Source organism: Sphingopyxis sp. JAI128 (genome assembly GCF_014207235.1).
Taxonomy (GTDB): domain Bacteria; phylum Pseudomonadota; class Alphaproteobacteria; order Sphingomonadales; family Sphingomonadaceae; genus Sphingopyxis.
Genome location: NZ_JACHDA010000006.1, coordinates 248,171 through 272,235, shown reverse-complemented (window position 1 = coordinate 272,235; position 24,065 = coordinate 248,171). Strand labels below are relative to the sequence as shown.

23 protein-coding genes are annotated in these 24,065 nt (G+C 65.1%); 10 read left to right on the top strand and 13 right to left on the bottom strand.

The window, feature by feature from the left end; all coding sequences use genetic code 11:
* Window position 1: 1 nt before the first annotated feature.
* Window positions 2-550 carry a nucleotide exchange factor GrpE gene (gene grpE / locus HDC35_RS15825; protein ID WP_184648331.1) on the top strand — a complete coding sequence of 183 codons (549 nt, stop codon included), beginning with the start codon at window positions 2-4 and terminating at the stop codon, window positions 548-550.
* Between the two features lie 125 nt (window positions 551-675).
* On the opposite strand, the gene def is transcribed toward grpE, so the two are convergent.
* The 3 genes from def to recR are packed head-to-tail and all read right to left on the bottom strand — an operon-like array spanning window position 676 to window position 2,259.
* Entirely contained in the window at window positions 676-1,209 is a 534-nt protein-coding gene (def, locus tag HDC35_RS15820) for a peptide deformylase (protein ID WP_184648330.1), read from the bottom strand.
* A gap of 31 nt (window positions 1,210-1,240) precedes the next feature.
* Complete coding sequence (locus tag HDC35_RS15815; RefSeq protein WP_184648329.1) at window positions 1,241-1,666, bottom strand: hypothetical protein; 426 nt, start codon at window positions 1,664-1,666, stop codon at window positions 1,241-1,243.
* The gene (gene recR / locus HDC35_RS15810) at window positions 1,663-2,259 is read right to left on the bottom strand and encodes a recombination mediator RecR (protein WP_184648328.1); all 597 of its coding nucleotides are present in this window, start codon (window positions 2,257-2,259) and stop codon (window positions 1,663-1,665) included. The genes HDC35_RS15815 and recR overlap by 4 nt, the downstream gene beginning before the upstream one ends.
* A gap of 35 nt (window positions 2,260-2,294) precedes the next feature.
* On the opposite strand from recR, the gene fmt reads away from it, so the two are divergent.
* Both fmt and truA read left to right on the top strand, forming a co-directional pair.
* A complete protein-coding gene (gene fmt / locus HDC35_RS15805; RefSeq protein ID WP_184648374.1) occupies window positions 2,295-3,215 on the top strand; it encodes a methionyl-tRNA formyltransferase in 921 nt (306 codons plus the stop codon).
* A gap of 114 nt (window positions 3,216-3,329) precedes the next feature.
* The gene (gene truA, locus HDC35_RS15800) at window positions 3,330-4,070 is read left to right on the top strand and encodes a tRNA pseudouridine(38-40) synthase TruA (RefSeq protein WP_184648327.1); all 741 of its coding nucleotides are present in this window, start codon (window positions 3,330-3,332) and stop codon (window positions 4,068-4,070) included.
* Between the two features lie 172 nt (window positions 4,071-4,242).
* Here the strand turns inward: truA and HDC35_RS15795 are convergent, their stop codons facing one another.
* Complete coding sequence (locus HDC35_RS15795) at window positions 4,243-4,770, bottom strand: CarD family transcriptional regulator (RefSeq protein ID WP_058802493.1); 528 nt, start codon at window positions 4,768-4,770, stop codon at window positions 4,243-4,245.
* A 313-nt stretch (window positions 4,771-5,083) separates the two neighbouring features.
* Between HDC35_RS15795 and HDC35_RS15790 the strand changes: the two genes are divergently transcribed.
* Complete coding sequence (locus tag HDC35_RS15790) at window positions 5,084-5,902, top strand: SDR family NAD(P)-dependent oxidoreductase (protein WP_184648326.1); 819 nt, start codon at window positions 5,084-5,086, stop codon at window positions 5,900-5,902.
* 72 nt (window positions 5,903-5,974) lie between these two features.
* Here the strand turns inward: HDC35_RS15790 and HDC35_RS15785 are convergent, their stop codons facing one another.
* The 5 genes from HDC35_RS15785 to HDC35_RS15765 all read right to left on the bottom strand — a co-directional run bounded on the left by HDC35_RS15785 (window position 5,975) and on the right by HDC35_RS15765 (window position 13,155).
* A complete protein-coding gene (locus tag HDC35_RS15785; protein WP_184648325.1) occupies window positions 5,975-6,700 on the bottom strand; it encodes a rhodanese-related sulfurtransferase in 726 nt (241 codons plus the stop codon).
* A gap of 28 nt (window positions 6,701-6,728) precedes the next feature.
* The gene (locus tag HDC35_RS15780; protein WP_184648324.1) at window positions 6,729-8,744 is read right to left on the bottom strand and encodes a GMC family oxidoreductase N-terminal domain-containing protein; all 2,016 of its coding nucleotides are present in this window, start codon (window positions 8,742-8,744) and stop codon (window positions 6,729-6,731) included.
* 81 nt (window positions 8,745-8,825) lie between these two features.
* The gene (locus tag HDC35_RS15775) at window positions 8,826-9,449 is read right to left on the bottom strand and encodes a DJ-1/PfpI family protein (protein WP_184648323.1); all 624 of its coding nucleotides are present in this window, start codon (window positions 9,447-9,449) and stop codon (window positions 8,826-8,828) included.
* Window positions 9,450-9,691: 242 nt separating this feature from the next.
* On the bottom strand, window positions 9,692-10,591 hold the full coding sequence (gene dmeF / locus HDC35_RS15770; protein ID WP_184648322.1) for a CDF family Co(II)/Ni(II) efflux transporter DmeF: 900 nt from the start codon (window positions 10,589-10,591) through the stop codon (window positions 9,692-9,694).
* A 470-nt stretch (window positions 10,592-11,061) separates the two neighbouring features.
* Window positions 11,062-13,155, bottom strand: coding sequence for a malate synthase G (locus HDC35_RS15765; RefSeq protein ID WP_184648321.1), 2,094 nt, complete (start codon window positions 13,153-13,155; stop codon window positions 11,062-11,064).
* Window positions 13,156-13,326: 171 nt separating this feature from the next.
* On the opposite strand from HDC35_RS15765, the gene HDC35_RS15760 reads away from it, so the two are divergent.
* Window positions 13,327-13,626 carry a WYL domain-containing protein gene (locus tag HDC35_RS15760; protein WP_184648320.1) on the top strand — a complete coding sequence of 100 codons (300 nt, stop codon included), beginning with the start codon at window positions 13,327-13,329 and terminating at the stop codon, window positions 13,624-13,626.
* 11 nt (window positions 13,627-13,637) lie between these two features.
* On the opposite strand, the gene HDC35_RS15755 is transcribed toward HDC35_RS15760, so the two are convergent.
* Complete coding sequence (locus HDC35_RS15755; protein WP_184648319.1) at window positions 13,638-14,813, bottom strand: diguanylate cyclase; 1,176 nt, start codon at window positions 14,811-14,813, stop codon at window positions 13,638-13,640.
* A 271-nt stretch (window positions 14,814-15,084) separates the two neighbouring features.
* On the opposite strand from HDC35_RS15755, the gene HDC35_RS15750 reads away from it, so the two are divergent.
* From HDC35_RS15750 to HDC35_RS15730, 5 genes are all read left to right on the top strand, one after another.
* Window positions 15,085-16,296: a hydrolase gene (locus HDC35_RS15750; protein WP_184648318.1), complete on the top strand. Its 1,212-nt coding sequence runs from the start codon at window positions 15,085-15,087 to the stop codon at window positions 16,294-16,296.
* Window positions 16,293-17,294, top strand: coding sequence for an arginine N-succinyltransferase (locus tag HDC35_RS15745; protein WP_184648317.1), 1,002 nt, complete (start codon window positions 16,293-16,295; stop codon window positions 17,292-17,294). Before HDC35_RS15750 ends, HDC35_RS15745 begins: the two co-directional genes overlap by 4 nt.
* Window positions 17,295-17,297: 3 nt before the next feature.
* A complete protein-coding gene (locus HDC35_RS15740; protein ID WP_184648316.1) occupies window positions 17,298-18,548 on the top strand; it encodes an N-succinylarginine dihydrolase in 1,251 nt (416 codons plus the stop codon).
* 121 nt (window positions 18,549-18,669) lie between these two features.
* Window positions 18,670-18,909 (top strand): hypothetical protein, encoded by a 240-nt coding sequence (locus HDC35_RS15735; RefSeq protein WP_184648315.1) that lies wholly within the window; start codon window positions 18,670-18,672, stop codon window positions 18,907-18,909.
* A gap of 48 nt (window positions 18,910-18,957) precedes the next feature.
* Complete coding sequence (locus HDC35_RS15730; protein ID WP_184648314.1) at window positions 18,958-19,710, top strand: alpha/beta fold hydrolase; 753 nt, start codon at window positions 18,958-18,960, stop codon at window positions 19,708-19,710.
* Here the strand turns inward: HDC35_RS15730 and HDC35_RS15725 are convergent.
* The 3 genes from HDC35_RS15725 to HDC35_RS15715 form a co-directional block, all read right to left on the bottom strand.
* A complete protein-coding gene (locus HDC35_RS15725; protein ID WP_184648373.1) occupies window positions 19,664-20,704 on the bottom strand; it encodes an alpha/beta fold hydrolase in 1,041 nt (346 codons plus the stop codon). The two genes, HDC35_RS15730 and HDC35_RS15725, sit on opposite strands and share 47 nt — an antisense overlap.
* 58 nt (window positions 20,705-20,762) lie before the next feature.
* Window positions 20,763-22,433 carry an MFS transporter gene (locus HDC35_RS15720; RefSeq protein ID WP_184648313.1) on the bottom strand — a complete coding sequence of 557 codons (1,671 nt, stop codon included), beginning with the start codon at window positions 22,431-22,433 and terminating at the stop codon, window positions 20,763-20,765.
* A gap of 149 nt (window positions 22,434-22,582) precedes the next feature.
* A complete protein-coding gene (locus HDC35_RS15715; RefSeq protein WP_184648312.1) occupies window positions 22,583-23,962 on the bottom strand; it encodes a DEAD/DEAH box helicase in 1,380 nt (459 codons plus the stop codon).
* Window positions 23,963-24,065: the final 103 nt, after the last annotated feature.

Below are 24,065 nucleotides of genomic sequence, written 5' to 3'. Positions count from 1 at the left end.
TATGACGAATATCGAAAATGATACGCCCGTCGAGGACGGCGCTACCGAAGACACCGCCGCCGAAACCCCGGCGACCGAGACGCAGGACGAAACGGCGAAGCTTGCCGAACAACTCGCCGCCTTGCAGCAGGACCTGCTCTATGCGCGCGCCGAGACGCAGAATGTCACGCGGCGCAAGGACAAGGAAATCGCCGACGCGCACGCCTATGCCGCGACGAAATTCGCGCGCGACATATTGTCGGTCGCCGACAATCTCGGCCGCGCGCTCGCCGCACTCAGCGACGAACAGCGCGCCGATGAGGGGATCAAGCCGCTGATCACCGGGCTCGAGGCGACCGAACGCGAGCTGCTGAGTGTTTTCGAACGCAACGGCATCACGCGCATCGCCGCGATCGGCCTGCCGCTCGACCCGAACCAGCATCAGGCGATGCTCGAAATCCCCAGCGACAAGGAACCCGGCACGATCGTGCAGGAAATGCAGGCGGGCTATATGATGAAGGATCGCCTGCTACGCCCCGCGATGGTGGGAGTTGCGAAGGCGGCGGAGTGAGCGGGGATTATCCCAAAATCGTCATGCCGGACTTGATCCGGCATCCATAGCGGCGCCGCTGCAATGGACCCCGGGTCAAGCCCGGGGTGACGATACGGGAAGGCTCACCGCGCGGGGGCGGCCGATCACGCCGCCTTGCGCAGCTTCGCGAGCTTTTTCAGCACCATCTCGCGCTTCAGCCGCGACAGATGGTCGATGAAGAGGATGCCTTCCAGATGGTCGTGCTCGTGCTGGATGCACGTCGCCATCAGCCCGGTCATGCGCTCCTGATGATGCTTGCCGTCCTCGTCCTGCCAGTCGACGGTGACCTCGGCGGGGCGCGTCACATCGGCATATTGTTCGGGGACCGACAGGCAACCTTCGGAATAGACGCTATGCTCCTCGCTCTCGTCCGAAAAGACGGGGTTGATGAAGACGCGCGGTTCGCGGATCACCTTCTTGCCCTCTTCGTCGTCGGGATCGAGCTCTTGCAAATCGATCACCAGGATGCGTTTCGGCACCCCGACCTGGATCGCGGCGAGCCCGATGCCGGGGGCGTCGTACATCGTCTCGAACATGTCGGCGACCAGCGTCTTCAGCTCGGCATCGAAGGTCTCGACGGGCTTCGAAATGACGCGCAGCCGCGGATCGGGGGTCTCTATGATGGGTAGGATGGCCATGGGGTGCAGGTATGATCGCGGGGGGCCGGGGTCAAGGGGGCCCGATATTGGCGCCACAGTGATAGAGATTCAGCTTTCTCGTTTTCAGATCGTAAGTTCCGAACACCATGCGGTATTTCCGATCATCATTGTCGGCCGATCCGGGCGGATAATCTGAATAGCTTCTCCGTCCGCTGCGGAACTCTCCGAAATTCGCTTCACGTAGATCAACTTCAATGAGCGAACGATCATAACCGGTCGGCCTAGACATCCTATCTTCTTTGAGGGCACGAGCGTTTTCTTCGTCCGAGAATTCGGGATGATAGAAGTAGCGTCGTTCCCACCCGTCCAGATCACCGACGCATGGTACTTGTTGAAGAACCGTCTCGACACGATCCATCTCATCGCTAGTAGGTTTGATTTCTGCCGATGCGCAGCCCGTTAGGCACAGGAAAGTGATGAGCCAAAGGCGGATCACCCCACCGGCCGCCGCGCCCTGAGTGCCTGTGCCAGCGTCCCCTCGTCGAGATAATCGAGCTCTCCGCCCACCGGCAAACCATGCGCGAGCTGCGTCAGCCGCACCGGATAGCCCTCCAGCCGCTCGGCGAGATAGTGCGCCGTCGTCTGGCCCTCCAGCGTCGCGTTCATCGCGAGCACGACCTCGTCAATCCCACCCGCGGCGACGCGCGCCACCAAGGCATCGATGCTGAGATCCTGCGGGCGCACGCCCTCCAGCGCCGACAGTCGCCCGCCCAGCACATGATATTTGCCCGGAAACAGCCGCGACTTGTCGAGCGCCCAGAGATCGGAGACTTCCTCGACGACGCACAGGCTGCGCGCGTCGCGGCGCGGGTCGGCGCAGATTACGCAAGGGTCCTGCGTGTCGACATTGCCGCAAATGGTGCAGGTGACGAGCCGTTCGGACACCGTCTGCAGCGCAGCGAGCAAGGGCGCAAAGCTGCTCTCGCGCTTCTTCATCAGGTGCAGCACCGCGCGCCGCGCCGAGCGCGGGCCGAGCCCCGGCAGGCGGGCGAGTTGCTGGACGAGGGCTTCAATCTCTTGCGATGCCATGACAGATGGTCTTAAGCGGCGCGCGAGAAATGACAATGCGCATCGCCTTCATGGGAACGCCGCCCTTTGCGGTGCCGACGCTCGCCGCGCTCCACGCGGCGGGGCACGAGATCGTGGCGGTCTACAGCCAGCCCCCGCGCCCCGCGCAGCGTGGCAAGAAATTGCAGAAAAGCCCGGTGCATATCTGGGCCGAGGAACAGGGCCTGCCGGTCCGCACGCCGAAGAGCCTGAAGAATGAAGAGGCGCAGGCCGCGTTCGCGGCGCTGGACCTCGATGTTGCGGTGGTCGCCGCCTATGGCCTGATCCTGCCGCAGGCGATCCTCGACGCCCCGCGCGAAGGCTGCCTCAACGTCCATGGCTCGATCCTGCCACGCTGGCGCGGCGCGGCGCCGGTGCAGCGCGCGATCCTCGCGGGCGACGCCGAAACGGGCGTGACGATCATGCAGATGGATGCCGGGCTCGACACCGGCGCGATGCGGCTGGTCGAGAAGACGCCGGTCGCGCGCAAGAGTGCGGGCGCCTTGACGGACGAACTCGCCGAAATGGGCGCGCTGATGATGGTGAGGACGCTGAGCGAACTCCACGCCTTCATGCCCGAAGCGCAGCCCGACGAGGGCGTCACCTATGCCGCAAAGATCGACAAGGGCGAGGCGCGGCTCGATTTCCTGACCAGCGCGGTGCAGGTCGAACGGCAGGTACGCGCCTTCAATCCGGTGCCGGGCGCCTTTTTCGAACTCGACGGCGAGCGCTACAAGATCCTTGCGGCCGAGGTATTACATCCCGCCGACACCGTCGCCGGCGCCGCGCCCGGCGTCACGCTCGACGATGCGCTCACCATCGCGTGCAACCCCGGCGCGATCCGCGCGACACGCGTCCAGCGCGCGGGCAAACCCGCGATGGACGCCGCCGAACTGCTGCGCGGGCGCGCGATTCCGAAAGGCACGCGGCTGGCATGACAATCCCCTCCCCCTTTTCGTCACGCCGGACTTGATCCGGGGTCCCTAGCTGCGCCAAGCCTCGTGGATGCCCGATCAAGTCCGGCATGACGAAATTTCAGGACATATGCTCGCATGACCCGCTTTGCCCTCACCATCGAATATGACGGCCGCCCGTTCATGGGCTGGCAGCGGCAGGCGCACGGCCCGAGCATCCAGCAGGCGGTCGAGGAAGCGATCCACCGTTTCACCGCCGAAGAGGTGCAGGTGCTGAGCGCGGGGCGCACCGACGCCGGCGTGCATGCGATCGCGATGCGCGCGCATGTCGATATCGACAAGCAGCTGACGCCGTTCAAGCTCACCGAGGCACTGAATGCGCAGCTGCGCCCGTCGCCGATCGCTATCGTCGGGTGCGAGGTCGTTGCCGACGACTGGCACGCGCGCTTTGCCTGCATCGGACGGTCTTACGAATATCGCATCGTCAACCGCCGCGCGCCGCTGACATGGGACAGGGGCCTGTCGTGGCAGGTTGCCAAGCCGCTCGACGTCGATGCGATGCACGCGGCGGCGCAGCAACTGATCGGCCTCCACGATTTCACCACCTTCCGCTCGGCGCACTGCCAATCGCAAAGCCCGGTGAAGACGCTCGACAGGCTGACCGTAAGCCGGCACGGCGACGAGGTGATCGTCGAAGCCGCGGCGCGCAGTTTCCTGCATCATCAGGTGCGGTCCATGGTCGGTTGCCTCGCGCTCGTCGGCTATAGCAAATGGTCGGCGCGCGACCTGAAAGCGGCGCTGGATGCGGCGGACCGCAACGCCCTAGGCCTCAACGCCCCGCCCGACGGGCTCTATTTCGTCAGTGCGACTTATCCGTAGCATTCCCTGCTCTTCGTCACCCCGGACCTGATCCGGGGTCCACAGCTTCAGCGCCGTGATGGATGCCGGATCAAGTCCGGCATGACGAAAGAAAATTGGCGGACAGCGAGCGGCTAAAGGAAAAGGGCGGCCCTTGCGGACCGCCCTTTTGGTCTGTTGTTGTGCGAAGCCTTTACACCTTTTCGGCGTAGTAGAGCGGTGCATGCTCGTTGAGGATCTGGAGGATCTTCGCCTGCGCCGTCTTTTCGTCGCTTTCTTCCATCGCGGCGAGTTCGCGCGCGAGGCGGCTCGACGCCGCTTCGAAGATCTGGCGTTCCGAATAGCTCTGCTCGGGCTGATCGTCGGCGCGGAACAGGTCGCGGGTCACTTCGGCGATCGACACGAGGTCGCCCGAATTGATCTTCGCTTCATATTCCTGCGCGCGGCGCGACCACATGGTACGCTTCACCTTCGGCTTGGTGGTCAGGACCTGCAGCGCTTCCTTCAGCGTCTTGTCCGATGACAGCTTGCGCATCCCCACGCCTTCGGCCTTGTTCGTCGGCACGCGAAGCGTCATCTTTTCCTTTTCGAAGCGCAGGACATAAAGTTCGAGCTGCATTCCGGCGATTTCCGACCGTTGCAGTTCGATGACGCGCCCCACGCCATGTTTGGGATAAACGACATAATCACCGACTTCGAACAAGAGCGTGTTCACGGACATGCAAATTCCTTTTCTTGTACCTTGACCCCGATCTGAAAGTACGACAACACCGCTGCATCCCGCCCCCTTGAGGAGGTGGATTACCATTCGGGCGGCGCTAGCCAGTCAGAGTGACAAGGGATATGGCTCCATCGGAACGTCGAAAAATGCCCCAGCCCAGTGACGGGAAGAGGCAAAATATCGACGTGTTGTTGGCAATTATAACAGATTCGCAATAAAATTACCACCCCCGCGCCAAAATCCGCGGGTTGGCGCCTTGACGGCCCTTCACACCCGTTTCAGGTTGAAACGAAACAACAGATGGGGAGCCGAAATGGAAAATCAAATCTGGTGGATCACGGGGGCCTCTTCGGGCATCGGGGCAGCGCTGGCACGCGCGCTGGGCGCGCGCGGCGCAAAACTGATTCTGTCAGGCCGCAATGTCGCGGCGCTGGACGAGGTTGCCGCCGCCTGCGGGACCGAAACGCTGATCCTGCCGTTCGAGGCGACCGACTATGCCGCCCTTCCCGCGATCGCCGACCAGGCCTGGGCGTGGCAGGGCCGGATCGACGGCCTCGTCAACAATGCCGGCATTTCGCAGCGCAGCCTTGCGGTCGAGACCGATTTTTCGGTGTACCAGCAGATCATCGGGGTCGACCTGCTCGCCCCGATCGCCCTCACCCAGCAATTGCTGCCGCGCATGGTCGGCGCGGGCGGCGGGCAGATCGTCGCTATATCGAGCGTCGCGGGCATCGCGGGCGTGCCGCTGCGCAGCGCCTATTCGGCGGCGAAACATGGCATCATCGGATATCATGACGCAGTCCGCGCGGAGAATGAGCACCTGGGGCTGAAAGTGCTGGTCGTCGCGCCCGGGTCGGTGCGCACGAACGTCAGCCGCAACGCGCTCAACGCCGACGGCAGCAAGCGCGGGGAAAGCGACGCCGCGATCGAAAACGGCCTGTCCCCCGACAACGCTGCCGCACAGATGCTCGCCGCGGTCGATGCCGGCGCGCGCGAGCTGGTCGTGGCAGAGGGCGCCGAGGCAGCGATCGCCGCGATGCGCCGCGCCGATCCCGACGCGCTGTTCGACCGGATGAGCGCGATGGTGCAGGCCGGCTATGCCCGGCAGATGAATGCAACGACGGCAAGCTGAACCGTCGGTTCCGATCGGGTAAGACCCAGCCCGTTCCGCGTCACCCGCCGCGGGAGGGACGGACGCGAGCCTCTATTCCTTTTCACCGACCTCGACGAGCCCGTGCCCGACACTCACCCGCTCGTCGAAGACGAAGCAACTGCCGTGCCAGCGGCTCTGCTCGGCAGGCACCTGCTCGAGATAGGCAAGGATGCCGCCCCGCAAATGCACCACATCCTCGACGCCCTCGTGGCGCAGGAAAGCGGTGGATTTTTCGCAGCGGATGCCGCCGGTGCAGAACATCGCGACGCGTTTGCCCGCGAAACGACCGGCGTTGGCGCGCCACCATGCGGGGAAGTCGCCGAAGCTTTTCGTTTCGGGGTCGATCGCGCCCGCGAAACTGCCATAGCCAACCTCGAAGCCGTTGCGCGTGTCGATAAGTATCGTGTCAGGGTCGTCGACCAGCGCGTTCCAGTCGGCGGGGTCGACATAGGGCGCGGCCTCGCGCGCGGGATCGAGCCCGGGCACCTTCATCGTGACGATCTCTTTCTTCAAGCGCACCTTCATCAGCTGAAACGGCATCGCGGCGGCGCTCGAATATTTTACGTCGAGTTCGGCGCAGTCGGGAAGGCGACGGATATGATCGAGGATGGCCGCGATCCCGGCCTCGGTCCCGGCGATGGTGCCATTGATCCCTTCTCGCGCGAGAAGCAGCGTGCCCTTGATGCCCTCTGCCGCGCACAGTTCGAGCAAGGGCTGACGCAGCGCGGCGGGATCGTCGAACGACGCGAAACGATAAAGGGCGGCAACCTGAAACATGCGCGCGCCACATAGGCGCGATTATGGTTCAGCGAAAGGGATCGTGCCGCCCGGTCGCATATTGCGCCATCGCCATCGTCGTCCATTGCGCGTTGACGCGGATGCAACTCGGAAAGACGCTCGCGTCGGTCACGAAAACATTGGTCGTTTCGTGGACGCGGCAATCGAGGTCTACCACGCCGTACTGCGGGTTCTCGTTCATCGCATTGCCGCCGTGCGGATGGCTGCTCGACAGGGTGACATCATCCTGTTCGCGGATTGCGTCGTGGAAAAAGGCGTCGACATCCATGCCCGGCGTGATCTTTTGGCCCTTGGCCAGCGCCGGATAGCATTCGAGCGCGCCGGCGGCGAAATGGACCTTGGTAAGCGTCGCCATCGCGCGGCGCAGCATCGGCAGGTCGTCCTGCACATCGAGCCGGAATTCGAGCTTGCCGTCCTTCACGCGCCCGCGCCGGTCGGCGGGGAACAGGATGCCCGCCGAATGGACGCGGCCGAAATTCTTCATCCGCGCCGCATGATCGCCGAACCAGCCCGGCATCAGCGAGGCCATCGACATCGGTGGCTGGAAATGGCTTTCGAGCAGGAAGTCGCCGCAATCGACATAGCTCGACATCTGGTCCTCGTCCCACGCATCGCCGCCGACGCCATCGGGCATCAGCGCAACCACCGGTGAGGCGACGTTGAGCGACACCTGATAACCGGTGCCGTCGATATCGCTTCGGTCGAGCAGCTTCGACGAGGCGATCGTCCCCGCCGCGACGACGACGCCGACGCGCGCGCGGACGAGCGTCTTCGACCCGTCGGGCAGGATCAGCTTCACTGCCTCGGCCTCGCGCCGGCCGTCGTAGGCGGTCTGCCAGACGATACGGTCGGCCTTTGTATTCGGCAGGATGCGCGCGCCATGATCGCGGCACGCATCGGGCAGATAGGTCTGCGCGATCCCCATGCGCCGGCCATAAGCGCAGCCCGAATTGCAATAGCCGCAATAGGCGCAGGCGTTCGCCGTATTCGGCGGCCCGAAATTCTTGGCGAACCAGTCGGCGACGGCACGGCGTTCGCGCGGATCGCTCGACGCCGCGGCATAGGCGCGCCACCCCTCGATCAAATGCGGGCCATTGTGCCGTCCGCTGCGCGGTTCGATCGGCGCGATGCCGAGCCGGTCGCGCACCGCGTCATAGCTCGCGTGAAAGGCGGCGGCGTCGACCGGGGCGCCGATGCTGGCCCATTTGGCGAGCACGTCTTGCGCGTCGGGGTGGGTGCGCCCCGCTTCGTTGACGCGCAGGCATATGCCGTTGTTGATCGTCGACGACCCGCCGACGCAGCGCCCCTGAAACACCACGAAATCGCGGTTGGTCGAGGTTTGCAGCGCGCCATGCTTGTAAAGATTGGCGATCATGTCGAGTTCGTGATGGGTGATCGCATGGCTGGGGTAGAAGGGCCCCGCCTCGACGATCAGCACCTTATAGCCCTGCGCGGCGATATTATAGGCCGCGACGCCGCCGCCCGCGCCCGATCCGATGACGACGACGTCATATTCGTCGTCGAGGCTGTCCGCGTCGAGGATGTGCGCGGGGTCGATTTCGCGGTCGAGCACCGGCGTCAGCGGCACGTCGTAATTGCCGCGCTGGCGGAATTTCGGCAGCGTGAAACCGATCTGGCGATGCACCGGATTGGCCGCGTTAGCGTCCTGATCGCCGGGCTTCAGCCCCGCTTGCCAATGACCATAATAGCAGGCGTAGATGATCCCGCGCAGCCGCGCCATGTCTTGAAACAGGTCGATCTGGCTGTTCTGAAGCCGATCGCGCAGTTTGTCGGCGCGTCCCGCGACATCATCCTCGGTGAAGAAGGGGCCGCCGAGCACGATCTCGGTCGCGGTCAGCGACAGGCGAATCTCGTCGAGCTTCGTCCCGCCGACCTTGCCGAACAGGTCGCAGACATTGGTCACGACCTGATCGGGCGTGATCGCCATGTCGGCGCCGTGGAACAACGCCTCGGTCAGCGCCTTCAAAAATCTGAGCTGCCCGAAATTAAACGGTGCCGTCATCGCCCTGCCCCCTGTCTGCACACGCCGCAAAATGCCGCGCTATAGCGGACACAGGCAAGCTGTATTGTATGGTATCGCCAGTTATGCGGAGCGGGCGAGCGCTTCGACCGGCAGGAAGGGCCGCACCGCGGCCATCGCGCGGTCGACATAATCCGCCTTCTCGCCGACAGGCGCGACATAATGGAGCGCCGCCTCGGCCTCGGCCATGCCGGCGCGGCGCGCGATGATCCACGCCGCCAGATATTGCGACGCCAGGCAGCCGCCGGCCGTCGCGACATTGCCGTGCGCGACGAAGGGCGCATCGAGCACCTCGACCCCCGCCTCGATCACCCAGGGCTTGGTCGTGAGGTCGGTGCAGGCCGGCAGGTCGCCGATCAGCCCGAGCTTCGCGAGGAGCAGCGTGCCCGAGCATTGCGCCCCGATAAGCTGGCGCGCGGGGTCGAGCCGGATGCGGCCGAGCATCAGCGGGTCGGCCGCGATCTCGCGCGTTTTGACGCCGCTGCCGATGATCACCGCATCGGCCTTGGCGGCGAAATCGAGCGGTTGCTGGCGCTCGATCGTCACGCCGTTCATCGATGTCACCTGCGGCGTGGGTGAGGTGATATGTGCTCCCCAGCCCTGTCCCCGCAACCGGTTGAGGATCGCCGCGGCGACGAATGAATCGAGTTCATTGAAGCCGTCAAAGGTCAGCACCGCAATCTGCACGTCGAAACTCCTGTAAACCAAGGCCGCTTATACCGCGCCCTCGAACCGATCCTCAAGCCGGCGCGCGCCGCATCGCCGCGCGGCGACGCGAAATGGCGGCCCCATGCCCTGCTTTCAGCCGAGTTCCCATACGCAGAAGGTCGACCGCACGACACCCGGTTGCGACGGATAGCGCGGATCGAAGGGCGCAAAGGCGGGCGCCCGCATCGATACGCGCATGAAATCGGGCTCTTTCCTGGTGGTCAGCGCTGCGCGATAGTCAGATGCGCTACCGCCACGATGTCCTTCAGTCGGTCGCGCAATTCCTCGCACGACACGTCGCCTTTTATTTCGACGATGGCCGCGCGCGCTTCGGGGCCGACGCGCCATACGTGAAGGTCGGTGAGGGTCGCGCCGGCGGCCTCGACGCGCGTACGGATCGCCGCGGCGGCTTCGTCGTCATTGGCGTCGAGCAGGATTGCGGCGGTGTCGCGCATCAGGCCCCACGACCAGCGCGCGATCACCAGCGCCCCGACGATGCCTATCGCGGGGTCCATCCAGCGCCAGCCGAGATAGCGGCCGGCGAGCAGCGCGCCGATGGCAAGCAGCGAGGTCAGCGCATCGGCGAGCACGTGGAAATAGGCCGAACGGAGATTGTTATCGTGGCCGTGGTGATGATGGGCGTGGTCATGGTCGTGCCCCTGATGCCGATGTCCTCCCATCAGCAGCAGCGCGCTCACGATATTGACCGCAAGCCCGAGTATGGCGACGAGCGTCGCGCTCGCGAAATCGACGCGCACCGGGTCGATCAGGCGCAGGAAGGATTCGATCGCGATCCCGATTGCGAAGATGCCGAGAATCAGCGCCGAGGCAAAGCCCATCAGGTCGCCGACCTTGCCCGTGCCGAAGCTGTAGCGCGGATCGTGGCGATGCTTCTTCGCATAGCGATAGGCGAGCGCCGCGAGCCCGAGCGCGCCCGCGTGGGTCGCCATGTGGAAGCCGTCGGCGAGCAGCGCCATCGAACCGGTCCAGTAACCGGCCGCGATCTCGCCGACCATCGTCACCGCGGTCAGCGCGACGACCCACAGCGTCCGCTTCGCATTCTCGTCGTGCGAGGAACCGAGGAAGTCGTGCAGGTGCTGCGTGGGTGTGGATTCGGACATGCGCCCTATCTATTTCGTATCGCGGCCTGTTCGACAAGATGTGGCGGAGGGACGCCTGCCAGACGACTGATTTGGGGAGGGGAGCGGACGGTAAAATCCTCCCCGTCGCGAAGCGATGGGGAGGGGGACCGCCGCCGCAGGCGGTGGTGGAGGGGCGGCGACCTCGCGCCATTGGCCCCTCCGTCAGCGCTTCGCGCTGCCACCTCCCCATGGCTTCGCCACAGGGAGGATTAAGGACCGCAACCGGTCGATTCCGGTCATTCGATCCGGATCGGCAGCGAACGGCGGGAATGGGATGGGGAGCGGACGATGCTCATTTAGCTTCGTCACCCCGGACTTGATCCGGGGTCCATGACTTCGACGCCGCGATGGGTCCCGGATCAAGTCCGGGATGACGATGGGTGGAACATCCTCCCCATGGCTGCGCCGCAGGGAGGACTTTATGTCCGCGACCGGCCCAAACCCGCCGTTCAGGCCGCCTTCTTCATCTGCCGATATTTGTGCAGCAGCGGTTCGGTATAGCCCGACGGCTGCGTGACGCCCTCGAAGATCAGCGCGCGCGCGGCGCGGTAAGCGATGCCGTCCGGCGCCAGCTTTTCGTAAAGCGGATCACCGGCATTCTGCGCATCGACCTTCACCGCCATGCGCGCCAGCGCGGCGTCGACCTGCGCTTCGGTGCAGACGCCGTGGAGCAGCCAGTTGGCGAGCGCCTGCGAGCTGATGCGCAGCGTCGCGCGGTCTTCCATCAGGCCGACATCGTCGATGTCGGGCACCTTCGAACAGCCGACGCCCTGATCGATCCAGCGCACGACATAGCCAAGGATGCCCTGGCAATTATTGTCGAGCTCGCGCGTGATTTCGGCCTCGCTCCAGTTGCGCCCGGTGGCGACGGGGATGGCCAGCAGCCGATCGAGCGACGGCACCGCCTCGCCCGCGATGTCCTTTTGCCGCGCGAACACGTCGACCTGATGATAGTGCAGCGCATGCAGCGTCGCGGCGGTGGGCGACGGCACCCACGCGGTGTTCGCCCCCGATTTCGGATGGCCGATCTTCGCGTCGAGCATCGCTTTCATGAGGTCGGGCATCGCCCACATGCCCTTGCCGATCTGCGCCTTGCCGGAAAGCCCGCAGGCGAGCCCGATGCGGACGTTGCGATCCTCGTAACTCGCGATCCAGTCCGACGCCTTCATCTCGCCCTTGGGGATCATCGGTCCCGCGCGCATCGAGGTGTGGATTTCGTCGCCGGTGCGGTCGAGGAAGCCGGTGTTGATGAAGACGATGCGGTCCTTCACCGCATGGATGCAGGCGGCAAGGTTCGCGCTGGTACGGCGTTCCTCGTCCATCACGCCGACCTTGATCGTATGGCGCGACAGGCCCAGCATATCCTCGACCGCGTCGAACAGGCGGTTCGTAAAACCGCACTCTTCCGGCCCATGCTGTTTGGGCTTCACGATATAGATGCTGCCCGCGCGGCTGTTGGTGAGCGTGCCGAGTCCCTGGAGATCGTGGAGCGAGCACAGGCTGGTGATGACAGCATCGCAGAGCCCCTCGGGCGCTTCGGCACCATCGGGCAGCCTGATCATCGGCGTCGTCATCAGATGGCCGACATTGCGCACGAACATCACGCTGCGGCCGTGGAGCGTGAAGGCGTCGCCCGATGGCGAGCTCCATTCGCGGTCGGCTTCCATCGCGCGCGTGACGGTCGCCCCGCCCTTGTCGAAGCTTTCCACGAGATCGCCGCGCATGAGGCCGAGCCAGTTGGTATAGCCGAGCGTCTTGTCCTCGCCGTCGACGGCGGCAACCGAGTCCTCGAGATCGATGATCGTCGTCAACGCGGCTTCGAGCAGGACGTCGGCGATGCCTGCGGGGTCGGTCTTGCCGATCGCGCTCGAAGAATCGATCACCAGTTCGATGTGCAAGCCGTTGTGGCGCAGCAATATGCCGCCGGGCTTGCTGCCGGCCCATTGCGCCGGATCGGCCAGGGTCAATTGCCCGCCCTGCCAATCGGCCCAGCTTCCCGACGCGAGCGGCACCGCTTCGTCGAGGAAAGCCTTGGCGCGCGCGATCACCGCCGCACCGCGTTCGGGATCGTAGCCACCGGGCTTCGCCGGCGGCGCATCCAGCGCGTCGGTGCCATAAAGCGCGTCGTAGAGGCTGCCCCAGCGCGCATTGGCGGCGTTGAGGGCAAAGCGCGCGTTCAGCGCGGGCACGACCAGCTGCGGCCCCGCCATCGTCGCAATCTCGGGATCGACATTCGCCGTGCCGACCTTGAACGGCGCGGGTTCGGGGACGAGATAGCCGATTTCGCGCAGGAACGCCTGATAGGCGGCAGCGTCATGCGCCTGACCATCACGGGTCCGATGCCAGGCGTCGATCTGCGCCTGCAGATCCTCGCGTTTTGCCAGCAAGGCGGCATTTTCGGGTGCGAATTTGCCGAGCAGGTCCGCGAAGTCGCTCCAGAATTGGGCCGCATCGAGCCCCGTGCCGGGCAGCGCGCGCTGCTCGATGAAATCGGCCAGTCGCGAATCGACGGACAGGCCGGAGCGATCGAGAAATTCGGTCATCTAAACACCCTCTGGTCGGCGCAGCTGCGCCAGTGGATCCGGGGAGGAAAGGGCCGCCGCGCTATGCCGCGATTGGTTTTAATTGGCAATGGGTCCTTTCCAATCGCGCCGGTATACAATATGCTGCGGCGCACAACATAAAATTCTCTCCCAAGAACGATCCTGGACACCATGGACGACACACGATTGAAACTGATGGAAGCCATCGCGCGCAAGCGTATGGTAACAGCCCATTATAACGGCCAGATACTGACGCTGGCGCCGCATCTGCTGTTCGAACGCCACGGCGACCTGTTTATCAGCGCCCTGAATCTGAACAAGAATTGGCGGTCGGACGAGAATCCACGGCTGGGCCATTTCAAGCTCGACGGGCTCGCGTCGATCGAACTGACCGAAGAGACATTCGATCCCCTGCCCGGCTTCGAGGCCGCTGCCCCCCGCGAAGAAGACACTCCGCTCCTCGCCGTGTGACGGCGGCTAAATCAGGCAGCGCCGACAGCGGGCACTGAGGAGAACTCGCCAAGCGCGACGCGCACGCGATTGCGCCCGCCGGACTTGGCGCGATAAAGGGCCGCGTCGGCCCGGCGCGACAGTTCGAACAGCCTGTCGTCGACGCTGCGCTGGGCAACGCCGAAAGAGGCCGTAACACCGCGATCGATGCCGAGCGCCGGCATTTGCGCCGCGGCAAAGGCCGCACGCACGGTTTCGGCGTAGGCCCGTCCTTCCGGCAACAGGCCGCCCGGAATGAGCACGGCAAATTCTTCGCCGCCGATACGCCCCACGATCGCGCCCGATGGTGCGGCGTCGGCCAGTATCGCCGCGAAATGGGCGATCACCCCGTCCCCCGCCGCATGACCGAAGCTGTCGTTGATCGTCTTGAAATGGTCGAGATCCGCCGCAACCAGCACCGCAGCATCGCCGCCGCGAAGCAGCGCCAGTTCGGCATGATGTTCGAAACCGCGCCGGTTGAGCACGCCCGAAAGCGTGTCGGTTTCCGAATGCGCGATCATTTCGGCAGTTGAATCGCGCATCATCACCAGCAACAGGACGAGTGCGATTGCCATTAAGGTGACGACGCTTCCGCTTTGCGAGATCGCCGCATAAGTCGTCGCCATATAGCCCTGCGGCGCGCTTGCCGTCCCGATGACGGCCGCGATAAAGGGTTTGGCCACATAGATCGCCGCGGCAATCGCCTGCAGCGCGATAAGCAGCAGGTCGAGCGGCTGTCGGCGTCCCGATCGCCAGATGACAAGCCCCAGCAAGGCCTGCATCGCGACATAGGGAAGCTGGTAAAGCGCCAGTCGCGGGGTCGAACCATAGGTCAGGCTGAAAATAACCGGCACCGCGAGGATCGTGAGGGCCCATATCGCCGCCATCGCCCGCCAGGGCGGGAGCGCGCGATAATGAAGCGCGACGCCGACCAGCGCAAAGCTGAGCGCAAGCAGAAAGGTCAGGAAGATACCGATGCCGACAGGGGTCGGATCGACCTGCCACGCCAATATGAATTCAAGACCGACATAGATGATGCCCGTGCCGTAACCGAGCGCAAGCCACCATGCGCCGCGGGCCGTGGGGTTGATTGCGGCAACCACGGCAAATGCGACGGCAAAAATGCCGGCCACGGACATATTAATGCCAAGCACGAATGCTGTAGTCATCGACCCACTCGTCATCGGTCAGAGAAACGTAACGACAGTGTCGCGAACTTTCGGTTAATATTTTGCGGCTTGGGACGATTTTTGCGCGTCCCTACCCGATTCCCGCGCCCGGAACAGTGATTTACCGTATCGGCGGCGCGGGATTTGCCGACAGGCGTTGCCCCAGACGGCGGCCATGCCATGCGCTCTCCATTGCTTTCGACAAGGACGTCGACCGCCGCGACATCGTCGGGGGTGGAAAAAGGGCAGCCGCCGCGGCTATAGCCGGTGCATGACATCCATCACCACCGCCGAAACGTCCGCGCTCGAGCGCGCCGCCGACGCACCGATGCTGCGCCAGGTCGAGCAATGGGCGGCGGTCAACAGCGGCACCGGCAATCTTGCAGGGCTCAGGGCCGTCGCAGGCCAGCTCGCCGACGCCTTTGCCGCGCTGCCCGGCGACATACGGCTCGTGACCCCCGATCCGGTCGAGAGCGTCGATGCCGCAGGACGGATCAGGACGACGCAGCGCGGCGACCATCTCCACCTTCGCGTGCGCCCCGAAGCGCCGGTGCAACTCCTGCTGACCGGGCATATGGACACGGTGTTTGCCGCCGACCATCCGTTCCAGACGCTCAAATGGCTCGAACCCGGCGTCCTCAATGGCCCCGGCACTGCCGACATGAAGGCCGGTATTTCGGTGATCCTCGCGGCGCTGACCGCGCTCGAAACCTCGCCGCTCGCCTCGCGCGTCGGCTATGACGTGATGATCAACAGCGACGAGGAAACGGGCAGCCACGCCTCCGCCGCGCTGATCGCCGAACTCGCTAAGGGCAAGACCGCCGCGTTGACCTATGAACCCGCGCTGCCCGACGGCACGCTGGCGGGGGCGCGACCGGGGAGCGGCAATTTCTCGGTCGTCGTCCACGGCCTGTCGGCACACGCGGGGCGAAACCCCGACGACGGGCGCAACGCCTTGCTCGCCGCCGCCGACCTTGCGCTGCGGCTCGCCGCGCTCAAATCGCCGGCGTTGAAGGTCAATCCCGCGAAGATCGACGGCGGCGGACCGAACAATGTTGTGCCCGACAGCGCGATCCTGCGCGTGAACATGCGCCCCACGACCCCCGAAGCGATGGTCGAGGCCGAAGCAGCGCTGCGCGGCGCGGTCGCGGCGGTTTCGCGCGAGCATGACGTGCACTGCCATATCCATGGCGGCTTCAACCGTCCGCCCAAGCCGCTCGACGCGGCGGCGACGCGGCTGTTCGAGCTTGTCCGCGACTGCGGCGCGGCGCTCGGCCTGCCGCCGATCAGCTGGAACGCGACCGGGGGCGTGTGCGATGGCAACAATATCGCAGCATGCGGCATCCCGGTGGTCGACACGATGGGCCCGCGCGGCGGCGCCATCCATTCGTCCGATGAATTTTTGATCACCGACAGCCTGCCCGAACGCGCGCAGTTGTCGGCGCTCACCATGATGAGAATAGCGGAACGGGGGACTGTGTGAATTATGTGATCCGGGCGGCCAAGCCGGGCGACCTGCAGAGCATCTACGAAATGGCGAAGCTGACCGGTGGCGGCTTCACCAACCTGCCCCCCGACAAGAAGGCGCTGCGCGCCAAGCTCGAACGCGCCGAAGCCGGCTTTGCGTCGGAAAAGGAATATCCCGCCGACGAGCTGTACCTGATGGTGCTCGAGGATATCGACAGCGGCGAAGTACGCGGCACCTGCCAGATTTTCGGGCAGGTCGGCCAGCGCTGGCCCTTCTACTCCTATCGCATCGGCACCGACAGCAAGCATAGCGAGCAGCTCGGCCGCACCTTTCACGCGCAGGTGCTGATGCTCAGCAACGACCTCAACGGCGCGAGTGAAGTCGGCGGGCTGTTCCTCCACCCCGCGGCGCGCGCCGGCGGGCTCGGGCTGCTGCTCGCGCGCTCGCGCTATCTGTTCATCGCGCGCCACCGCGCACGTTTCGGCGACCGCATCCTCGCCGAATTGCGCGGGGTGATCGACGAGGCGGGCGGCTCGCCCTTCTGGGACGGGGTTGCGGGCAAATTCTTCGGCATGAATTTCCAGGAAGCCGACCAGTTCAACGCCGTCCACGGCAACCAGTTCATCGCCGACCTGATGCCCAAGCATCCCGTCTATATCGCGATGCTGGGCGAACATGCGCGCAGCGTGATCGGCGTCCCCCACCCGACCGGCCGCGCCGCGATGCGGATGCTGGAAAATGAGGGCTTCGCCTTTGAAAATTACGTCGACATCTTCGACGGCGGCCCAACGATGACCGCGCGTACCGACCAGGTCGCGAGCATCCGCGATGCGAAGCATGTCGAGGTGACGGGCGTGGCCGAGGGTGGCGAGGACGCGCTGGTTGCGACGGGACGGCTCGCCGATTTCCGTTGCTGTTTCGGCAAGGTCGGCGCTGACGGGACGCTCGATGCCGACGCCGCGCGCATCCTTGGCGTCGCCAAGGGCGACGCGATCAGCTGGATCGGGCGCTAGGTCATGCTCACCGAAATCAATTTCGACGGAATCATCGGCCCCAGCCACAATTATGCGGGGCTCAGTCGCGGCAATATCGCGTCGGCGTCGCACGCCGGCGACGTGTCGCAGCCGCGCGCCGCGGCGCTCCAGGGCATCGAAAAGATGCGCCACAACATCGCGCTCGGGCTGCCCCAAGGCTTTTTCATGCCGCTCGATCGGCCCGATGCGAAATGGCTCGAAACGCTCGGCACGACGGTCGAGGATGCCGAGGATCATTTGCGCGCGCAGGCCTGGTCGGCCTCGTCGATGTGGGCCGCGAACGCCGCAACCGTCTCCCCCGCCCCCGACAGCGCCGACGGCAAATGCCACCTGACCGTCGCGAACCTGGTTACCATGCCGCACCGCAGCCACGAATGGCCGGGAACGCTGGCGCAACTGCGCATCGCTTTCGCGGACCCTGCCTTTGCCGTGCATGCGCCTATCCCCGCCCCGTTCGGCGACGAGGGCGCAGCAAACCATATGCGGCTGTGCAGCGGGCACGACGGACAAGGTGTCGAGATCTTTGTCTATGGATTGGGCGGCGGCCGGTTCCCGGCACGCCAGCATCTCGACGCATCGAAAGCGATCGCGAGGCTGCACCGGCTCGATCCCGCGCAGACGCTTTTCATCCGTCAGTCGGACACCGCGATCCAGGGCGGCGCGTTCCATAACGACGTCGTCGCGGTCGCGAACGAACATGTGCTGTTCACCCACGAAGCCGCCTTCGAGGACCGCGAGGCCGCGCATGCCGCGATCCGCGCGGCTTTTCAGGCGGTCGAGATCGTCGAGGTGCCCGCCAGCGCGGTCAGCCTGCCCGACGCCATCAAATCCTATCTTTTCAACGCCCAGCTCGTCACGCTGCCCGGCGGCGACGGCATGGGATTGGTCCTCCCGACCGAAGCGCGCGATACGCCCGCGGTGTGGAAGTGGCTCGAAGACATGATCGCGGGCAACGGCCCCATTCGCCGGTTGTTGCCGGTCGATGTGCGCCAATCGATGGCAAATGGCGGCGGCCCAGCCTGCCTGCGGCTGCGCGTCGTTGCCGACCCTGCAACGGTCGATCCGCGCTTCATGGCCGACGCAGCAAAGCTCGACCGGATCGCCGCGGTGGTGGCACGGCATTGGCCCGAGTCGATCGCGCCCGGCGACCTCGCATCGCCGGCGCTCGCGTCGGATGTTCGCGCGGCGCGCATCGCCCTGCTCGAAGCCATAGGTCTGGACGAGTTGGGTTGAGGTGGGGTTTCGGCCGCACCCCCTTCCCTAATTTGTCGGATTAACTTACAATTTACCATGAACTCGGCGCGCCGAATCCTGCTTTTGCGCCAGTGGCACGACGCTTGCTTGAGGTCTGGTGATGTTGAAAAAGATCGGACGCCTGTTCGTCATCAAGACCCGGTTCGAGGCCTGCCTCATCATCTATGCGCTGGCGGTCGGCGCGATGGCGCGCGGCGCGGCCTATATCCATGAATACCCCGGGACCGGAGGCAAATTGCTGCTGCTCGCCTGCACCGGTTCGGTGTTCCTCGCCGGCGCGAAGATCTTTGACTGCCTTCGCTATGAACAGGCCGAGGCCGTAGCAAAACGGGCGGACTGAGCCGCATCGGTCTTTCGCCCGTCATCGCGATATGCGAAGGCACGGCATATGAGCAGGATCAGCGGCCGGCCGGCCATCAGCACCGAGCATGTTTATGGCCTGTCGCTGCGGGTCGCCCGTTGGCGTGAGGGGACGCCCGGCACGCCGCTGCTGTTCCTCAACGGGATCGGCGCCGATATCGCGACTGCCGCTCCCCTGCTCGCCCGGATGCACGGGCGCGAGGTTTGGACGCTCGACATGCCCGGCGTCGGGGGATCGCCCGACGCGCTCATTCCCTATGGCGCACCGACGATCGCGGCGGTGGTGATGGAAATCGCCGACCGGCTGGGCCACAGGCTGATCGACGTCGCGGGTTTCAGCTGGGGCGGCGCGCTGGCGCAGCAGATCGCGATCCAGTTTCCGGGCCGCGTGCGCCGCCTGATCCTGATGGCGACCACGCCGATCATGGGCGCGCCGGGCATCGGCTGGGCCGCGATGTTCGACGATGACATGCTGGCGAGCGGCCTGAAGATCCAGACCGCCACGCCGCTCGGCATCGCCTATCAGACCGCGGCAATGGCGGGTTGGACGAGCATCGGCTTCCTGTCGGGGCTCAAGAACATGCCGGTACTGGTGCTGGCGGGCGAGCAGGATGGCGTGATGCCCATCTGCTATGCCCGGATGCTGGCCCAACAGATCGACGGCGCGCTGATCGAGGTGGTGCCGGGGTCGCATCTTTTCCCCTTCACCCACGCCGCCGCGGTCGCGGATCGGATCAGCGCGTTTCTGGACCGGCTGGCGTCGGCGCAAGCCGCCGCGTAAGGAAATCGGCGATCGCCGCCGCCGTCGCATCGGGCGCTTCCTCCATCGGCAAATGGCCGATGCCGGGCAGCAGGACGACCTCCGACCCGGCGATACGTTCGTTAAAACTCTTTGCCGCCGTCGGGTTTATCAGACGGTCCTTGTCGCCGAACAGGATCAGCGTCGGCGCCTCGATCTCGCCCACGCGCGCGGCCATCGCGGGTTCGCGGTCCATCCGCGCGCGCAGTACCGTCGCCTCGCGGTTGCCGGGAAAGCGCAGCAATTCCCAGTAGCGGTCGATCATCGCGTCATCGACGATCGTCTGCCTTTCAACCGACCCGCGCAGCGATTCCTCGACCAGCGCGCGCGGCGTGATCTGTGTCGCGAGCCAGCGACCAAAGCGATATTCGAGTATGCGGAATCCGATATTCGACGGGGGTGCTTTTTCGCCCATGCGCAGCGGCATGCCGGCGGCGTCGAGCAGCACCAGGGCATCGACGCGTTCGGGCTGCGCCAGCGCGTAGCGCCAGCCGACCCAGCCGCCCATCGAATTGCCGCCGAGAATGAAATGGTCGAGCCCGGTTTTTGCCGCAACGACATCGACCGCGGCCATCATCCCCGCCGCGCCATAATCCTTGTCGGGCGTGCCGCCGGTCAGCCCGTGCCCCGGCAGGTCGAGCGTGACGATCCGGTATGTTCCGCCCAACCGCCTTACCAGCGGTTCCCAGGTGTGGAGGCTGCTGTTCGACCCGTGGAGCAGGACGATCGCAGGGCCGTCGCGTTTGCCCTGATCGCGGTAATGGATGCGCTGGCCCGCGGGCCCCGCGGCAAAGGCGGCATCGCGACCGCCATATTTGGCGATCATCTCGTCGCGGTCGGTATCGCCGGTGCGGAGAGCGAGAAACGCGACAAGGATCGCGAGCAGCAGGCCGAGCGGGATCAGGACCCGCTTGCGACGGAGCAGCAGGCGCCGCGGCGGTAGCGGCGGATCGAATTCATCGTCGTCGGCAATCATCACGCCCCCCTCAAGGCTGGACCAACCCTAGCGCGCGGCCCCGCCCCGTCAATCCATCCTATTGGCGAATCGAGCGCCGGAAGGTTTCGGGCAGGAAAAGCAGTCCGACGACGAGCGTGATCACCGCGACGATGACGGGATACCACAGGCCGTAATAGATATTGCCCGTCGCGGCGACCATCGCAAACGCCGTCGTCGGCAGGAAACCGCCGAACCAGCCGTTGCCGATATGATAGGGCAGCGACATCGCGGTATAGCGAATGCGGCTCGGGAACAGCTCGACGAGCAGCGCCGCGATCGGGCCGTAGACCATCGTCACCAGCAGCACGAGGTAAAAGAGGATCGCGACGACGACCGGCTTGTCGATTTCAGCCGGATCGGCCTTCGCCGGATAGCCTGCGTCGGCCAGCGCGCGTTCGAGGTCGGACCGGAAGGCCGCGATCGCGCCGGCGCGATCTTCCTCGGCAATCCGCCAGGGATCGGGAGCCGCGAGGACGCGCGACCCGATGCGCACGCGCGCCGGATCACCCGTGGTGCGTTCGCGCGTGAAAGCGGTATAGCTGGCGCCGGCCTTTGCCAGCGTCGACTTGATGATGTCACAGCCGGTGCTTTCGAACTTGTTGCCCCCGATCGGATCGAACTGGAACGCGCAGGAGCCCGGATCGGCCGCCATGACCACGGCGGCATTCTGCTGCGCCTTCGCCATCGCGGGATTCGCGGCGGCGGTCAGCATCTGGAACGCCGGGAAATAGGTGATCGCCGCCAGCGCGCAGCCTGCGAGGATGATCGGCTTGCGCCCGATCTTGTCGCTGAGCCAGCCGAAGAAGATGAAAAAGGGCGTACCGAGCGCGAGCGCAATCGCGATCAATATGTTCGCGGTCGCGCCGTCGACCTTCAGCGTCTTTTCGAGGAAGAAGAGCGCGTAGAATTGGCCCGAATACCAGACCACCGCCTGCCCCGCGACCGCGCCGAAGAGCGCGACAAGCACCCATTTGAGGTTTTCCCAGCGCCCGAAGGCTTCGGTCAGCGGCGCTTTCGACGTCGTCCCCTCTTCCTTCATTTGCTTGAAAACCGGGCTTTCCTCGAGCTGGAGACGAATCCAGAGCGACACGCCGAGCAGAATGATCGAGATGAGGAAAGGAATACGCCAGCCCCAGTCGGCGAAGGCGGTTTCGCCAAGGACCGAGCGGATCAGAATCACGACGCCGAGCGCGGCGAACAGGCCGAGCGTCGCGGTGGTCTGGATGAAGCTGGTGAAAAGGCCGCGTTTGCCCTCGGGCGCATGTTCGGCGACATAGGTCGCGGCGCCGCCATATTCGCCGCCCAGCGCGAGCCCCTGCACAAGCCGGAGCAGCACAAGGATGACGGGCGCGGCAACGCCGATCGAGGCATAGCTGGGCAGAACACCGACGAGGAAGGTCGACGCCCCCATCAGCCCCATGGTGACAAGAAAGGTGTTCTTGCGCCCGACAAGGTCGCCGATGCGCCCGAACACGAGCGCGCCGAAGGGTCTGACCGCAAAACCCGCGGCAAAAGCCCCGAGCGCGAAGATGAAACCGGTGGTTTCGTTGACGCCCGAGAAAAATTGCGCCGAGATGACCGTCGCGAGCAGGCCGTAAAGGTAGAAATCATACCATTCGAACACCGTGCCGAGCGACGAGGCGAGGATGACCTTGCGCTCGCTCTGCCGGGTGTCGATCGGTGCTACCGCTGCTTCGCCATCCGTCATCAACCGCTCCCCTTAAAGAGGAAGCAGCCCATCAACTTCCGCTCGCCCTGAGCTTGTCGAAGGGCCGTCCTTCCGTTGCATGATGCCTAAGGAAAGGACGGTGTTTCGACAAGCTCGGCACGAGCGGAATGTAAGATTTGTTCAGCGCGTCAACCGACGCGCTTCACCGCGCCCTTATGTGCGCCGACACTCTTGTTGCGCGGGCGGAAGCGGCGCTTGCGCTGCCCCTCCGCACCCTCGCCCGCCGCACCGTCGCGGCGCGGGCCGCGTTCGCCTTGCGGCTTGGCGCCGCCGCGACCGCGATGCGCGTCCTGACGCTGGCGATTGGGGTCGCGGCCCTTGCTGCCGGTATCGCGCGGCGGCTGCACCGGCTTGGGCAGGTTGCGGACCATCTCGTTGAAATTCTCGGGCAGCGGCATCGGTTCGGCCTTCGACCGGGTAACGCGCTCGATGTCGCGCATATAGGGTCGCTCGTCGGGCGCGATGAAACTGATCGCCTTGCCCTCGGCGCCGGCGCGCGCGGTGCGGCCGATGCGGTGGACATATTGTTCGGGGACGTTCGGGATCTCAAAGTTAATGACGTGGCTGACGCCCGACACATCGATGCCGCGCGCGGCGATGTCGGTCGCGACGAGCAGTTTGATGTCGCCCGAACGGAACGCCTGCAGCGCATGGGTGCGCTGCGACTGGCTCTTGTTGCCGTGGATCGCCATCGCCTTGATGCCCGCGCCCGCCAGATGGCGCACGACGCGGTCGGCGCCATGTTTGGTGCGGGTAAAGATCAGCGCGCGGTCGATATCCTCGCTTGCGACGATCGCGTGCAGCAGCGCCTGCTTTTCCTTCTGTTCGACAAAGGTCGAATATTGGCTGATCTTTTCGACGGTGGTCGCAGCCGGCGTCACCGATACGGTGACCGGGTCCTCAAGGAACTGTTCGGCGAGGTGCGCGATTTCCTTCGGCATCGTCGCCGAAAAGAACAGGTTCTGGCGGCGCGACGGCAGCAGCTTGGCGATGCGGCGCAGCGAGTGGATGAAGCCCATGTCCATCATCTGATCGGCTTCGTCGAGGACGAAGATTTCGACATCGTCGAGGCGCAGCGCGCGCTGGTCGATCAGGTCGAGCAGGCGGCCCGGCGTGGCGACGAGAATGTCGACGCCGCCAGAAAGGTCGCGGATCTGCTTGTTGATCGGCACGCCGCCGAACACGGTCGAGACGCTGAGCTTGGTAAAGCGGCCATAGTCGCGGCAGCTTTGCGCGATCTGCGCGGCGAGCTCGCGCGTCGGCGCGAGAACGAGCATCCGGCAGCCGCGCGGGGTCGGGCGGTGCGGATAGGTCAAAAGATGATGGATCGACGGCAGCGAGAAACCGGCGGTCTTGCCGGTGCCGGTCTGCGCGATCCCGCACAGGTCGCGGCCCTTCATCAGCGGCGGGATCGCCTGAACCTGGATCGGGGTCGGGACGGTATAATCCTTGGCGGCAAGCGCGCGATTGATGTCGGCGTGCAGGCCAAAGTCGTTGAAAGTCGTCATAAAATACTCACATAGGGCGACGCGCAGGCGCATCCGTTCGCATCGAACGGACGGCGCACGGGCCGCGGGTTCGAAACGACCCGCGTGAAAGGGTGCCTCTGGG